At 70.4% G+C, this 14385-nt stretch carries 12 protein-coding genes; all 12 read left to right on the top strand.

Annotation, left to right across the window (positions count from 1 at the left end; translation table 11 throughout):
- Window positions 1-3 precede the first annotated feature (3 nt).
- Window positions 4-1491 (top strand): UDP-N-acetylmuramoyl-L-alanyl-D-glutamate--2,6-diaminopimelate ligase, encoded by a 1488-nt coding sequence (locus RSP45_RS07640; RefSeq protein WP_415393869.1) that lies wholly within the window; start codon window positions 4-6, stop codon window positions 1489-1491.
- Window positions 1488-2870 (top strand): UDP-N-acetylmuramoyl-tripeptide--D-alanyl-D-alanine ligase, encoded by a 1383-nt coding sequence (locus tag RSP45_RS07635; protein ID WP_415393868.1) that lies wholly within the window; start codon window positions 1488-1490, stop codon window positions 2868-2870. Before RSP45_RS07640 ends, RSP45_RS07635 begins: the two co-directional genes overlap by 4 nt.
- A gap of 5 nt (window positions 2871-2875) precedes the next feature.
- Window positions 2876-3955 carry a phospho-N-acetylmuramoyl-pentapeptide-transferase gene (mraY, locus tag RSP45_RS07630; RefSeq protein ID WP_073061171.1) on the top strand — a complete coding sequence of 360 codons (1080 nt, stop codon included), beginning with the start codon at window positions 2876-2878 and terminating at the stop codon, window positions 3953-3955.
- A gap of 132 nt (window positions 3956-4087) precedes the next feature.
- A complete protein-coding gene (gene murD / locus RSP45_RS07625) occupies window positions 4088-5509 on the top strand; it encodes a UDP-N-acetylmuramoyl-L-alanine--D-glutamate ligase (protein ID WP_415393867.1) in 1422 nt (473 codons plus the stop codon).
- 277 nt (window positions 5510-5786) lie between these two features.
- Complete coding sequence (locus RSP45_RS07620) at window positions 5787-6953, top strand: putative peptidoglycan glycosyltransferase FtsW (RefSeq protein WP_073061164.1); 1167 nt, start codon at window positions 5787-5789, stop codon at window positions 6951-6953.
- Complete coding sequence (gene murG / locus RSP45_RS07615) at window positions 6950-8059, top strand: undecaprenyldiphospho-muramoylpentapeptide beta-N-acetylglucosaminyltransferase (protein ID WP_415393866.1); 1110 nt, start codon at window positions 6950-6952, stop codon at window positions 8057-8059. Before RSP45_RS07620 ends, murG begins: the two co-directional genes overlap by 4 nt.
- Window positions 8056-9480: a UDP-N-acetylmuramate--L-alanine ligase gene (gene murC / locus RSP45_RS07610; protein WP_415393865.1), complete on the top strand. Its 1425-nt coding sequence runs from the start codon at window positions 8056-8058 to the stop codon at window positions 9478-9480. The genes murG and murC overlap by 4 nt, the downstream gene beginning before the upstream one ends.
- Window positions 9480-9758: a hypothetical protein gene (locus RSP45_RS07605; protein ID WP_415393864.1), complete on the top strand. Its 279-nt coding sequence runs from the start codon at window positions 9480-9482 to the stop codon at window positions 9756-9758. The genes murC and RSP45_RS07605 overlap by 1 nt, the downstream gene beginning before the upstream one ends.
- A gap of 128 nt (window positions 9759-9886) precedes the next feature.
- A complete protein-coding gene (gene murB, locus RSP45_RS07600; RefSeq protein WP_415393863.1) occupies window positions 9887-10816 on the top strand; it encodes a UDP-N-acetylmuramate dehydrogenase in 930 nt (309 codons plus the stop codon).
- A 159-nt stretch (window positions 10817-10975) separates the two neighbouring features.
- Window positions 10976-11908 carry a D-alanine--D-alanine ligase gene (locus RSP45_RS07595; RefSeq protein ID WP_415393862.1) on the top strand — a complete coding sequence of 311 codons (933 nt, stop codon included), beginning with the start codon at window positions 10976-10978 and terminating at the stop codon, window positions 11906-11908.
- Window positions 11896-12924 carry a cell division protein FtsQ/DivIB gene (locus RSP45_RS07590; RefSeq protein ID WP_415393861.1) on the top strand — a complete coding sequence of 343 codons (1029 nt, stop codon included), beginning with the start codon at window positions 11896-11898 and terminating at the stop codon, window positions 12922-12924. The genes RSP45_RS07595 and RSP45_RS07590 overlap by 13 nt, the downstream gene beginning before the upstream one ends.
- A 33-nt stretch (window positions 12925-12957) precedes the next feature.
- Window positions 12958-14298, top strand: coding sequence for a cell division protein FtsA (gene ftsA, locus RSP45_RS07585; protein WP_415393860.1), 1341 nt, complete (start codon window positions 12958-12960; stop codon window positions 14296-14298).
- The last annotated feature ends 87 nt before the right edge of the window (window positions 14299-14385 follow it).

Here is a 14385-nt window from a genome sequence, read left to right as displayed (position 1 = left end):
TTGATGGCGGATAAAACCGGAAAGAAACTGTCCCTGCTGGGGCTGAGGGCAGCGGACGGGCGCGACCCGCAGATCACCGGCCTTGCCGTCGATTCGCGGCAGGTGCGCGACGGATATCTGTTCGCGGCGCTGCCCGGCTCGGCCGTCCACGGGGCCGAGTTCATCCGCTATGCGCTGCGCCAGGGCGCGGCGGCGGTGCTGAGCGACCGGCAGGGCGCGGCAATGGCGGCGGACGTGCTTGCGGACAGCCCGGCGGCGCTGGTGGTGGCCGAAGACCCGCGCGCTGCGCTGGCCGGGGCCGCGGCGCTGTGGTTCGAGGCGCAGCCCGAGACCGTGGTGGCGGTGACGGGCACCTCGGGCAAGACCTCGGTCACCAACTTCACCCGCCAGATCTGGCAGGCGCTGGGGCTGCGCGCGATCAGCCTGGGCACCATGGGGGTCGAGGGCGATTATTCCGCGCGCCTTGCCCATACCACGCCCGAGCCGATCACCCTGCACCGGGTGCTGTCCGAGGCCGCTTCCGCCGGCGTCACCCATGCCGCGATGGAGGCGTCGAGCCACGGGCTCGACCAGCGGCGGCTGGACGGGGTGCGGGTGGCGGCGGGCGCGTTCACCAACTTCAGCCAGGACCATCTGGATTATCACCAGGATTTCGACAGTTATTTCGCCGCCAAGGCGCTGCTGTTCGACCATATCCTCGAACCCGGCGCCGCGGCGGTGATCTGCACCGACGACGAGCGCGGCCGGCAGGCGGCGGGGATCGCGCGCGCCCGCGGGCTGGCGGTGACCACCTATGGCCGCGGTGAGGGCTGCGACCTGCGCATCCTCGGCCAGCGCTACGACGCCACCGGGCAAGAGCTGCGGTTCTCCGCCCATGGCCGCACGCATCTGGTCCGGCTGGAGCTGATCGGCGGCTTCCAGGCGGAAAACGTGCTGAGTGCCGCCGGGCTGTGCATGGCGACCGGCGCCGACCCGGATCGCGTCTTTGCGGCGCTGCCGGGGCTGGAAACCGTGCGCGGCCGGATGCAGTTGGCCGCCCGCCGCGCCAACGGCGCCGCGGTGTTTGTCGACTACGCCCACAAGCCCGGCGCGGTGATCGCGGCGCTGCAATCGCTGCGCCCGCATGTGATGGGCCGCATCGTGGCGGTGATCGGCGCCGGCGGCGACCGCGACCGCGCCAAGCGCCCGCTGATGGGCGCCGCCGCGCGCGAATACGCCGATGTGGTCTATGTCACCGACGACAACCCAAGGACCGAGGATCCCGCCGCCATCCGTGCCGCGGTGCTGGAAGGCGCCGGCCCCGAGGCGACCGAGGTCGGCGACCGGGCCGAGGCGATCCTGCGCGCCGTCGATGTGCTGGAACCCGGCGACGCGCTGCTGATCGCCGGCAAGGGCCATGAGACCGGGCAGATCATCGGCTCGGACGTGTTTCCCTTTGACGATGCGGAACAGGCCTCGGTGGCCGTGGCCGCGCTGGATGGCATGATATGACGCTGTGGACCGCACAGGACGCCGCCACGGCCACCGGCGGGCGCGCGACCGCCGACTGGGCGGCCGAGGGCATCTCCATCGACACCCGCACCCTGCGGCCGGGCGATCTGTTCGTGGCGCTGAAGGATGCGCGCGACGGCCATGATTTCGTGGCGCAGGCGCTGGAAAACGGTGCCGCCGCCGCGCTGGTCAGCCGCATCCCCGACGGCATTTCCCCCGACGCGCCGCTGCTGCTGGTCCCTGACGTGGTGCCCGCGCTGGAAGCGCTGGGCCGCGCCGCCCGCGCCCGGACCCGCGCGCGGGTGCTGGCGATCACCGGCTCGGTCGGCAAGACCTCGACCAAGGACATGGCCGCCGCGGCGCTGGCGCCGCTGGGCCGGGTCCACGCCGCCGAGGCGAGCCTCAACAACCACTGGGGCGTGCCGCTGACCCTGGCGCGGATGCCGGCGGATACGGATTTCGCCATCCTTGAACTGGGCATGAACCACCCGGGCGAGATCGCGCCCCTGTCGCGCATGGCCCGCCCGCATGTCGCGATGATCACCACCGTCGCCCCCGCGCATATGGAGGCCTTCGGCTCGCTTGACGGCATCGCCGCGGAAAAAGCCTCGATCTTTCAGGGGCTGGAGCCCGGCGGCCACGCCATCATCCCGCAGGGGCTGGATGTCACCCCGATCTTGCTCGCCGCCGCGCAGGCGGCCGGTGCCGCCATCACCAGCTTCGGCGCTGATGCCGAGGCGCGAACCCTGTCGGCGCAGGTCGAGGACGGAAGGACCAGCGTCCGCGCGCAGATCGGGGGCAGGGCGGTCGATTTCACCCTCGCCACCACCGGCGCGCATTTCACCGGCAACGCGGTCGGCGTGCTGGCCGCCGTCGCCGCGCTGGGCGCCGACCCTGCCGCTGCGGCGCGCGGCCTGTCCGATTGGCGCCCCTACAAGGGCCGCGGTGGGGTCGAACAGATCGGCGGGATCACGCTGATCGACGACAGCTATAACGCGAACCCGACCAGCCTTGCCGCCGGGCTGGCGACGCTGGCCGCAATGCCCGCGGGCCGGCGGGTCGCGATCCTTGGCGACATGCTGGAACTGGGCGAGGACGAGTTCGCCCTGCACCGCGCCGTCGCGGATTTCCCGCAGATGCAACAGGTTGCGCTGGTCCATGCCTGCGGCCCAAGAATGCGTCATCTGTTCAAGGCGCTGCCGGAAACCCGCCGCGGGCTCTGGGCCGAGGATGCCGCCGAGCTTTGCGCCCGCGCGGCCGAGCTGGTGCAGGACGGCGATGTCGTGTTCGTGAAAGGCTCCAAGGGCTCGCGCGTCGCCAGCGTGGTTGACGCGATCCGCAAGGCGCGCCAGACGCCGCCAACAAGTAACGAGGGCTGAAAATCATGCTGTATTGGCTGGCGGACCTGTCCGACGATGGCGGCCTGTTCAACCTGTTTCGCTATATCACCTTCCGATCCGGAGCGGCGTTCTTTACCGCGCTGCTGTTCGGCTTCGTCTTCGGGCGGCCGATCATCGACTGGCTGCGGGTCAAGCAGAAAAAGGGCCAGCCGTTGCGCGAGATCGGCCCCGACCATTTCGCCAAGGCGGGCACGCCGACCATGGGCGGCATCCTGATCCTGTCGGCGCTGTTCATCTCGACCCTGCTCTGGGCGCGGCTGGACAATGCCTATGTCTGGATCGTGCTGCTGGTGACGGCCGCATTCGCCGCCATCGGCTTTGCCGACGATTTCGCCAAGGTGACCAAGCACCACCACGACGGCGTGTCGGGGCGCATCCGCATGGGGCTGGGGCTCTTGGTCGGCGCGCTGGCGGGGCTGGCGGTGATGTGGCTGCAGACGCCGGCGCTGTCGGGGCAGCTGGCGCTGCCGTTCCTCAAGAACGTGCTGATCAACCTCGGAATCTTCTATGTCCCCTTCGCAATGATCGTCATCGTCGGCGCCGCCAATGCGGTGAACCTGACCGACGGGCTGGACGGGCTGGCCATCGGCCCGGTGATGGTTGCCGCTGCAACCTTCGGCATCATTGCCTATCTGGTCGGCCACGCCAATTTCGCCAACTACCTGGGCGTGCATTTCGTCCCCGGCACGGGCGAGATCGCGGTCTTCGTCGCCGCGCTGATCGGGGGCGGGCTGGGGTTCCTGTGGTACAACGCCCCCCCGGCGGCGGTGTTCATGGGCGACACCGGCAGCCTTGCCCTTGGCGGCGCGCTGGGCGCCATCGCGGTCTGCATCAAGCATGAAATCGTGCTGGCCATCGTCGGCGGGCTGTTCGTGGTCGAGGCGCTGTCGGTGATCATCCAGGTCGCCTATTTCAAGCGCACCGGCCGGCGCGTGTTCCTGATGGCCCCGATCCACCACCATTTCGAGAAAAAGGGCTGGGCCGAACCGCAGATCGTCATCCGCTTCTGGATCATCGCGGTGATCCTGGCGCTGATCGGGCTTTCCACGCTGAAGCTGCGCTGATCTTCTGTCCTCAAATATCCCGGGCTTGCGAGCGCCTGGAAAACAATCCAGCTGATTGTCTTCAGCGAACAAGGCCACGGTAGTGGCCCGGGGGCTGGCCCCGGTCCATCCCAACCCGCAAGGACCCAACCGATGATCCCCGTCCAGGGCGTTGCCAACCAGACCATCGCCGTTCTCGGCCTCGGCCGCTCGGGTCGCGCCACCGCCGCGGCGCTGCGCGAAGGGGGCGCCCGCGTCATCGCCTGGGACGACAGCGCCGAGACCCGCGCCCAGGCCGAGGCCCAGGGGCTGGCGCTGGCCGACCTGACCCGCGACGCGGGCTGGCGCGATCCGGTGGATGCGCTGATCACCTCGCCCGGGATCCCGCATCTTTATCCGCAGCCGCACCCGGCCATCGCGCAGGCGCTGCGCCGCGGGGTGCCGGTCGACAACGACATCGGCCTGTTCTTCCGCAGCTTCGGCGCGGCCGACTGGGCGGCGTTCGACACGCCCCCGCGGGTGATCTGCGTCACCGGCTCGAACGGGAAATCCACCACCACGGCGCTGATCCACCATATCCTGCAATCGGCGGGCCGTCCGACCCAGATGGGCGGCAATATCGGCACCGGGGTGCTGGCGCTGGACCCGCCCGTCGATGCCGAGGTGCTGGTGCTGGAACTGTCCTCGTACCAGACCGATCTTGCCCGGGCGCTGACCCCGGACGTGGCCGTGTTCACCAACCTGTCGCCCGACCACATGGACCGCCATTCCGGCATGGGCGGCTATTTCGCCGCCAAGCGCCGGCTGTTCGCCGAGGGCGGCCCCGACCGCTGCATCATCGGCGTGGACGAGGACGAGGGCCGCTATCTGGCCAACCAGATGGGGCAGTCGCCGCAGGACGACCGGGTGATCCGTATCTCGGTCGAGCAGAAGCTGGATGGGTTCGGCTGGTCGGTCTCTTCCCGCAAGGGGTTCCTGGCGGAATGGCGCAAGGGGCGGCAGATCGCCTCGGTCGACCTGCGCGGCATCACTGGCCTGCCGGGGGCGCATAACCACCAGAACGCCTGCGCCGCCTGGGCCGCCTGCCGCAGCGTCGGGCTGGCCCCGCGCGACATCGAGGCCGCGTTCCACAGTTTCGCCGGGTTGCCGCATCGCAGCCAGACCGTGGCCGAGATCGGCGGCGTGCGCTGGGTCAACGATTCCAAGGCGACCAACCTCGATTCGGCGCAAAAGGCGCTGGGGGCGTTCGAGAATATCCGCTGGATCGCCGGCGGCATGGGGAAAGAGGGCGGCATCGCTGCGCTTGCCCCGCTGTTCCCGCGCATCCGCAAGGCCTATCTGATCGGCCACTCGGCCCGCGACTTTGCCCTGCAGCTGTCCGACACCCCGCACGAGGTCGTCGGCACGATGGAGGAAGCCGTCGCCCGCGCCAGCGCCGAGGCCGAGCCGGGCGACACCGTGCTGCTGGCTCCCGCCTCGGCCAGCTTCGACCAATACCCGAACTTCGAGAAGCGCGGCGAGCATTTCACCGCGCTGGTGCAGGCGTTGGCAAAGGGCGAAGACACGCCGGGCTGATCCGCGATGGGGGCGCTGCCCCCGGCACTTCGTGCCTCCCCCGGGATATTTGGGACCGCCCGAAGAGCAAGCGGCGGTCAGCCTCGTCTTTGGTGTGAAAATATCCCGGGGGTGCGGGGGCTGGCCCCCGCTGCGACAGCGACGTTGCGAGACCGCGGCGTGGGACGGCAGCGCCTCACGCAATCATTCCTAGCGCCATCCGCCCATCCGCGCTATCCTGCCGCCCAGACCCGGGCCAAACCGGGCGCAGAGCAGAGGCAGTGACAGCGGTGAACCCATGACCGAGATGGTCTTTGGCGCCACGCCCGTGCGGGTGGGCGATCCGATTCTTCCGCGCTGGTGGCGCACGGTGGACAAATGGTCGCTGGGCTGCGTGGTGGCGCTGTTCGCGCTGGGGCTGCTTCTGGGGCTCGCCGCCTCGGTGCCGCTGGCGGAACGCAACAACCTGCCTTCGTTCTATTATGTCACCCGGCAGGCGGTGTTCGGCGGCGTGGCGCTGGCGGTGATGCTGGTGATTTCCATGCTGTCGCCGCAGATGGTGCGCCGGCTGGGGGTGTTGCTGTTCGCCGGCGCGTTCCTGGCGGTGCTGGCGCTGCCGGTCATCGGCACCGATTTCGGCAAGGGGGCGACGCGCTGGCTCAGCCTTGGCTTCGCCTCGGTGCAGCCGTCCGAGTTCCTCAAGCCCGGGTTCATCGCGCTGTGTGCCTGGTTCATGGCCTCGTCGCAGGCGGTGGGTGGGCCGCCGGGGCGGCTCTATTCCTTTTTCGTCGCTGCGGTAGTGATCGGGCTCCTGGCGATGCAGCCCGACTTTGGCCAGGCCTCGCTGGTGCTGTTCGCCTGGCTGGTGATGTTCTTTGTCGCCGGCGCGCCGGTGGTGCTGATTTCCGGCACCATCGGGCTGGCGGGCCTCGGCGGCATGTTCGCCTATGCCAACAGTGAGCACTTTGCCCGCCGCATCAACGGCTTCCTGTCGGCCGAGGTCGATCCCCGCACCCAGATCGGCTATGCCACCAACGCCATTCAAGAAGGCGGTTTCTTCGGCGTTGGCGTGGGTGAGGGCACGGTGAAATGGTCGCTGCCCGACGCCCATACCGATTTCATCATCGCCGTCGCCGCCGAAGAGTTCGGCTTTGTCATGGTGATGGCGATCATCGCGCTTTACGGGGCGATCGTGGTGCGCTCGCTGTTGCGGCTGGTCGGCGAACGCGATCCCTTTGCCCGCATTGCCGGGGTGGGGCTGGCCTGCGCCTTTGGCGTGCAGGCGCTGATCAACATGGGCGTGGCGGTGCGGCTGCTGCCGGCCAAGGGGATGACGCTGCCCTTCGTCAGCTATGGCGGCTCGTCGGTGATCGCCTCGGGGATCACGCTGGGGGTGCTGCTGGCGCTGACCCGCTCGCGCCCGCAAAGCGTGCTGTCCGACGTGCTGGGACGGGCCGGACGATGAGCGCTGCACACGACCCGGCGCAGCGGGAGCGGCTGGCGCTGATCGCGGCCGGCGGCACCGGCGGCCATATGTTCCCCGCGCAGGCGCTGGCCGAGCGGCTGCTGGCCGAGGGCTGGCGCGTCAAGCTGTCCACCGACGACCGCGGCGCCCGCTATGCATCCGGTTTCCCGCCGCAGGTGGTGCGCGAGATCGTGCGTTCGGCCACGCCGGCGCGGGGCGGTGCGCTTGGCAAGCTTGCGGCACCCTTCCGCATCGGGCAGGGGCTGGCGTCGGCCGTCCGGGCCATGCGCCGCGACCGCCCCGCGGTGGTGGTGGGGTTCGGCGGCTATCCCTCGATCCCGGCGCTGGGCGCGGCCTCGCTGCTGGGGGTGCCGCGGATGATCCACGAACAGAACGGCATCATGGGGCGGGTGAACCGGATCTTTGCCCGCCGCGTGAACCGGGTGGCCTGCGGCATCTGGCCCACCGAACTGCCCGAGGGGATCAGCGGCACCCATGTCGGCAACCCCGTACGCCAGGCGGTGCTGGACCATGCCGCCGCGCCCTATGAGCCGCCGGGCGACGGCCCGCTGCATCTGCTGGTGATCGGCGGCAGCCAGGGCGCGCGCCGCCTGTCCGATGTCGTCCCCGCCGCCGTCGCTGCCCTGCCGCAGGAATTGCGCGCGCGGCTGCAGGTCAGCCATCAGGCCCGGGCCGAGGATGCGGATCGCGTCACCCGCGCCTATGCCGATGCCGGCATCACGGCCGAGGTGCAGCCGTTCTTTGCCGACGTCCCCGAACGCATGGCGCGCGCGCAGCTGGTGGTCAGCCGCGCCGGCGCCTCGTCGCTGGCCGACCTGACGGTGATCGGGCGGCCCGCGATCCTCATCCCCTATCCCTCGGCTGCGGGGGATCATCAGTCGGCCAACGCCCGCGCATTGGCGGAATCCGGCGCAGCGGTGCTTTTGCCGGAATCGGTGCTGGACACCGAAAGCCTGGCGCGCGATCTGCGGGCGATCCTGACGGACGGCCAGCGCGCCCGCACCATGGCCCAAGCCGCGCTTTCGCTGGGCCGCCCCGATGCGGCGGCCCGCCTGCATGACCTTGTGACGGAACTGAGCCCATGAACGCAGCCACCAAACTTCCGGGCGAACTCGGCCCGATCCATTTCGTCGGCATCGGCGGCATCGGCATGTCCGGCATCGCCGAGGTGCTGCTGACCCTGGGCTACAGTGTGCAGGGCTCGGACGCGAAACGTTCCAAGATCACCGACCGGCTGGCGCGGCTGGGCGCCACCGTGTTCGAGGGCCAGCGCCCCGAGAATCTGGGCGAGGCCGAGGTGGTGGTGATCTCGACCGCCATCAAGAAGGGCAACCCCGAGCTGGAAGAGGCCCGCCGCCGCGGCCTGCCGGTGGTGCGCCGGGCCGAGATGCTGGCCGAACTGATGCGGCTGAAATCGAACATCGCCATCGCCGGCACCCACGGCAAGACCACCACCACCACCATGGTGGCGACGCTGCTGGATGCAGGCGGGCTGGACCCGACGGTCATCAACGGCGGCGTGATCCACGCTTACGGCTCGAACGCGCGCGCGGGCGCCGGCGAATGGATGGTGGTCGAGGCCGACGAATCCGACGGCAGCTTCAACCGCCTGCCCGCCGATATCGCCATCGTGACCAACATCGACCCCGAGCATATGGAGCATTGGGGCAATTTCGACGCGCTGCGCAGGGGCTTCACCGATTTCGTGTCGAACATCCCCTTCTATGGGCTGGCAGTGTGCTGCACCGACCACCCCGAGGTGCAGGGGCTGGTCGGCCGCGTCACCGACCGCCGCGTCGTCACCTTCGGCTTCAACGCGCAGGCCGACGTGCGCGCGATCAACCTGCGGTATGAGGACGGCATTGCGCATTTCGACGTGGCGCTGCAGGGCGAGCGGGCCGAGGACGGCGAGTTTCCGGTGATCGAGGGGTGCACCCTGCCGATGCCGGGCGACCACAACGTCTCGAACGCGCTGGCCGCCATCGCCGTGGCCCGGCACCTAGGGATGAAACAGGCCCAGATCCGCGAGGCGCTGGCAGGTTTCGCCGGGGTCGGGCGCCGCTTCACCAAGGTGGGCGAGGTGAACGGGATCACCATCATTGATGATTACGGCCACCACCCGGTGGAAATCGCCGCCGTGCTGAAAGCTGCGCGGCAGGCGACCAAGGGCCGGGTGATCGCCGTTCACCAGCCGCACCGCTATTCGCGGCTCGCCTCGCTCTTCGACGATTTCTGCACCTGCTTCAACGAGGCCGACGTGGTCGCCATCGCCGAGGTCTACGGCGCGGGCGAGGACCCGATCCCCGGCGCCGAACGCGACGATCTGGTGGCCGGGCTGATCGCGCACGGCCACCGCCACGCCCGCGCGGTGATGGATGAGGGCGATCTGGAGCGGCTGGTGCGCGAACAGGCGCGGCCGGGCGACATGGTGGTCTGTCTTGGCGCGGGCACGATCTCGGTCTGGGCCAATGCGCTGCCCGAGCGGCTGACCGCGAGGGCTGCCTGATGCCGGGGGAATACGCACTCATCGCGGCGCTGGCCGCCACCCTTCCCGGGCTGGCCGCATGGCTTGCCGGCCGCCGCTTCGGGCTGTCGGGGCTGCTGGCGGCACTGGCGGTGGTCGCGGTGATCGCCGTTTCCGGCTGGATCGTCACCCGCGAGGTGCTGACCGGCGATTCGCAGATCCGCCGCGCCGGGATGATCTTTTTCGTGATCGTGCCCGGGCTGGTCTCGCTGATCCTCGGGGCCGTCTTCGGCTTCTGGGAGGCGAACCGCCGCCGCTGACAGCCGCCATGCGAGCGGGTCGGGCTTCGGGCGGTCGGAAATATCCTCCGGGGGTCCGGGGGTGGAAAACCCCCGGCGACGGCGGTGCCATCTGGCCCGCACCCGCCGATACGTGCAAAAGACAGGCCATGAACACGATTTCCGACCTGCGCGGCACCCTGACGCAATCCCGGCCGCTGGCCGACCTGACCTGGCTGCGGGTGGGCGGCCCGGCGGACTGGTTGTATCAGCCCGCCGATCCCGACGATCTGGCGCTGTTCCTGCGCGAACTCGATCCGGCCGTGCCGGTGTTCCCGATGGGCGTGGGCTCGAACCTGATCGTGCGCGACGGCGGCATCCGCGGGGTGGTGATCCGGCTGGGCCGGGGCTTCAACAGCATCGAATGCGACGGCGACCGGGTGATCGCCGGGGCCGCGGCGCTGGACGCCCATGTCGCGCGCCGCGCGGCCGAGGCCGGGCTGGACCTGACCTTCCTGCGCACCATCCCCGGCAGCATCGGCGGCGCCGTCCGCATGAACGCGGGCTGCTATGGCACCTATGTCGCCGACCATCTGATCGAGGTTCAGGCCATCACCCGCGACGGCCGCGCCGTCACCCTGCCTGCGGCCGATCTGCAGCTGGGCTATCGCTCGTCCACCCTGCCGCCGGGCTGGGTGCTGACCCGCGCCGTCTTCCGCGCCGGCTCGGGCGACCCGCAGGCGCTGGCCGCGCGGATGGAAGAGCAGCTTGCTCGCCGCGACGCCACACAGCCCACCCGCGACCGCAGCGCCGGATCGACCTTCCGCAACCCGGCCGGGTTCAGCTCGACCGGGCGCGAGGACGACAGCCACGAGCTCAAGGCCTGGAAGCTGATCGAGGAGGCCGGGCTGCGCGGCCACCGCATGGGCGGCGCGCAGATGAGCGAGAAACACCCCAATTTCCTGATCAACACCGGCAGCGCCACCGCCGCCGATCTGGAATCGCTGGGCGAACTGGTGCGCGCCCGGGTGCGCGAGACCTCGGGCCATGAGCTGTTGTGGGAGGTCGTGCGTATCGGCGACCCGCTGCCGGACCCGTAACCAGCTTCGCCGCAGGGTTGCGGGTGACGTCGCAGAAACCCCCTTCACGCCCCGCCGCTTTGCCCGTATGATTCCCGGCAAGGCGCCGCAAAGGTGCCGCAACTAGGGCGTGAACACACGCCCACGAACACAGCCCGGCCAACCGGGCGAAAGGCAGATGTGGCGGGCAGGTCGAGCAGGACAGCCCACACCGTAGCGGTCCTGATGGGCGGCCCCTCGGCAGAGCACGAGGTGTCGTTGTCGTCGGGGCGCGGATGCGCGGATGCGCTGCGGGTGGCGGGGTATCAGGTGGTCGAGATCGCTCTTGGCCGGGACGAATCGGCGTCGCTGCCGGCGCGGCTGGCCGAGGCGCGCCCCGATGTCGTGTTCAACGCCCTGCACGGACGGATGGGGGAAGACGGGCGCGTCCAGGGGCTGCTGGAATGGCTGGGCTACCGCTATACCCATTCGGGGGTGCTGTCCTCGGCGCTGGCCATGGACAAGACCCGTGCCAAGCAGGTCTATCGCGAATGCGGGCTGCCGGTGGTCGACAGCGTGATTGCGCCCCGTGACGAGGTGCGCGCGCGCCACGTGCTGCCGCCGCCCTATGTGGTCAAGCCCAATGACGAGGGCTCGTCGGTCGGCGTCTATATCGTGCATCAAGGCGATGCGCCGCCGGCGCTTTCGGACGACATGCCCGCGCAGGTGATGGTGGAATCCTACGCCCCGGGGCGCGAGCTGACCGTTTCGGTCATGGGCGACAGGGCGCTGGCGGTGACCGAGATCGTCACCGACGGCTGGTATGATTATGCCGCGAAATACAGCGCCGGCGGCTCGCGCCACGTGGTCCCCGCCCAGATCCCGGCCGAGATCACCGCCGCCTGCCTCGATCATGCGCTGCGCGCGCATCGGGCGTTGGGCTGCGCCGGGCTGTCGCGCACCGATTTCCGCTGGGACGAAGCGCGCGGGCCGGCCGGGCTGGTGCTGCTGGAAACCAATACCCAGCCCGGGATGACGCCGACCTCGCTGTCGCCGGAACAGGCGGCGCATGTGGGCATCAGCTTCCCCGAGCTCTGCCGCTGGATCGTGGAGGACGCGCTGTGTCGGGACTGAAGCATCTGACCGCCGCCTTCAGCGCCTCGGCCCCGCCGGCGCCTGCGCGCCGTGTGGGCGCGCGCCCGCAGCCCGCCGCCCGTGCGGCGCGGCGCGAGCCGGGGCCGTCGCGGCTGGCCTATCGGCTGAACCGCCTGTGGCTGACGCCGCTTTACCGGCGCTTGGTCGGAGTGGGGCTGCCGCTGCTGCTGGTTGCGGCCATCGCCGGACTGTGGCTGTCGGACGAAACCCGCCGCGCCAACCTGACCGGGGGCGTGGCGGCGCTGGTGGACAACATCCAGTCGCGCGAGGCCTTCATGGTCCGCACCATGGAGATCGAGGGCGCGTCGCCTGCGGTGGACAAGGCGCTGCGCGCCATGCTGCCGGTGACGCTGCCGGCCTCGAGCTTCGACATCGAGCTGCGGGACCTGCGCGAGGCGGTCGAGCGGCTGGACGCGATCGAGAAGGTCGAGTTCCGCATCCGCCCCGGCGGCATCCTGTCGGCGGTGGTGGTCGAGCGTAAGCCCGCGATCCTGTGGCGCCACGCCCGTGGGCTGGACCTGCTGGACGCGCAGGGCCACCGCGTCGCCTCGGTCACCTCGCGCGATGTGCGCCGCGACCTGCCGCTGATCGCGGGCGAGGGCGCGGCCCCCCACACCGCCGAGGCGCTGGCCCTGATCGACGCGGCCGGGCCGATCCTGCCGCGGCTGCGCGGGCTGGTGCGGGTGGGTGAGCGGCGCTGGGACCTGGTGCTGGACCGCGGCCAGCGGATCATGCTGCCGACGGAACGCCCACTGCCGGCGCTGCGGCAGGCGCTGGCGATGGATGCCCGCGACGGGCTGCTGGCGCGCGACGTGACGGTGGTCGATCTGCGCGACCCCTCGCGGCCGGTGCTGCGCATGGGGCTGACCGCGCAGAACACCCTGCGCCGCGCCGCCGGGCTGCCGGAAATCGACGCCGAGGGAAATCTGATCGACCCGGAGGAAGGCGGCGCCAAGCCCGGCGTCACCGCCAGCGCAGGGCGCCGGGACGGCTGAGGGGACAGGAACGGGCAGGCGAGGGGACAGGCGATGCGTGATCTTTACGAAGCTCAGCGGGCGATGCGGCAGGCGCGCCGCGCCGCGATGGCGCGGGGGGTGCTGGCGGTGCTGGACATCGGCACCTCCAAGGTGACCTGCATCATCCTGCAATTCGACGGCCCCGGGCAGTTCCGCGAATCCGACGGGGTGGGGCCGATGGCCGGGCAATCCTCGTTCCGGGTGATCGGCCAGTTCACCACCCAGTCCCGCGGCGTCCGCTACGGCGAGATCGAGATCATGGCCGAGACCGAGCGCTGCGTGCGCCACGCGGTGCAGGGCGCGCAGAAGCAGGCCGGGGTCCGCGTCGATCATGTCATCGCCACGATTTCAGGGGCGCGCCCGGCCTCTTACGGGCTGGCGGGGGAAATCGCGCTGCGCTCCGGCAAGGTCACGGAAGAGGACGTGGCCGCGGTGCTGGCCGCCTGCGAGGTGCCCGATTTCGGGCGCAACCGCGACGTGCTGCACGCGCAGCCGGTCAATTTCGCGGTCGATGCCCGATCCGGCCTGTCGGACCCGCGCGACATCGTCGGCGACCGGCTGGCGGTGGACATGCATGTGCTGACCATCGACGGGTTCGCGGCCTCGAATCTGGTGCAATGCGTGCAGCGCTGCGACCTTGAACTGGCAGGCGTCGGCTCGGCCGCCTATGCGGCGGGGCGGGCGGCGCTGGTCGAGGACGAACAGGAACTGGGCGCGGCCTGTATCGACATGGGCGGCGGCGTCACCGGGGTGTCGCTGTTCCTGAAAAAACACATGCTGTTCGCCGACGCGGTGCGGATGGGCGGCGATCTGGTGACCCGCGACATCAGTGCCGGGCTGAGGGTGCCGCTGGCGACCGCCGAATGGCTCAAGACCCGGCACGGCGGGCTGGAGGCGACCAGTCGCGACGACCGCGAGATGATCGACGTCACCCCCGAGCAGCGCGACGAGCACTGGGACGGCGAGCGCCGCACCGTCAGCCGCGCCGACCTGATCGGGATCATGCGCCCGCGGGTCGAGGAGATCCTCGACGGGGTGCGCGAGGTGCTCGAGGTGGCGGGCTTCGACCAGATGCCCTCGCGGCAGGTGGTGCTGACCGGCGGCGCCAGCCAGATCCCCGGGCTGGACGTGCTGGCCGCGCGGATCCTGGGGCAGAACGTGCGCATCGGCCGGCCGCTGCGCATCCACGGGCTGGCGCAGCAGCACACCGCCCCCTGCCACGCGGCGACGGTCGGGCTGGCGCTGCACGCGGCCAACCCGCAGGACGAATGGTGGGACTTCGAGATGCCGGTCGAGCGGGCGGGGGTGGTGGGCCTGCGCCGCGCGTATCGGTGGTTCCGCAACAACTGGTGAACATGTTCGCGCAGCTGCCCACCACTGCTTGCGCGATCGGCGACATACCGCCAGAAGGCGCGTTCGATGGCCCATATCTTGTGGATA

Origin of the sequence: Paracoccus sp. SJTW-4 (genome assembly GCF_047716885.1) — a bacterium.
GTDB classification, from domain to species: Bacteria; Pseudomonadota; Alphaproteobacteria; order Rhodobacterales; family Rhodobacteraceae; genus Paracoccus; species Paracoccus solventivorans.
The sequence above is the reverse complement of the archived record's forward strand: the minus strand, read 5'-3'. Positions and strand labels throughout refer to the sequence as shown.

Excerpts from the sequence above, each read along its gene's own strand:
- RSP45_RS07640 (WP_415393869.1), top strand. The coding sequence starts at position 4 with ATGGCGGATAAAACCGGAAAGAAACTGTCCCTGCTGGGGCTGAGGGCA.
- mraY (WP_073061171.1), top strand. The coding sequence starts at position 2,876 with ATGCTGTATTGGCTGGCGGACCTGTCCGACGATGGCGGCCTGTTCAAC.
- ftsA (WP_415393860.1), top strand. The coding sequence starts at position 12,958 with ATGCGTGATCTTTACGAAGCTCAGCGGGCGATGCGGCAGGCGCGCCGC.
- murC (WP_415393865.1), top strand. The coding sequence starts at position 8,056 with ATGAACGCAGCCACCAAACTTCCGGGCGAACTCGGCCCGATCCATTTC.
- murB (WP_415393863.1), top strand. The coding sequence starts at position 9,887 with ATGAACACGATTTCCGACCTGCGCGGCACCCTGACGCAATCCCGGCCG.
- RSP45_RS07620 (WP_073061164.1), top strand. The coding sequence starts at position 5,787 with ATGACCGAGATGGTCTTTGGCGCCACGCCCGTGCGGGTGGGCGATCCG.
- RSP45_RS07635 (WP_415393868.1), top strand. The coding sequence starts at position 1,488 with ATGACGCTGTGGACCGCACAGGACGCCGCCACGGCCACCGGCGGGCGC.
- RSP45_RS07605 (WP_415393864.1), top strand. The coding sequence starts at position 9,480 with ATGCCGGGGGAATACGCACTCATCGCGGCGCTGGCCGCCACCCTTCCC.
- murD (WP_415393867.1), top strand. The coding sequence starts at position 4,088 with ATGATCCCCGTCCAGGGCGTTGCCAACCAGACCATCGCCGTTCTCGGC.
- murG (WP_415393866.1), top strand. The coding sequence starts at position 6,950 with ATGAGCGCTGCACACGACCCGGCGCAGCGGGAGCGGCTGGCGCTGATC.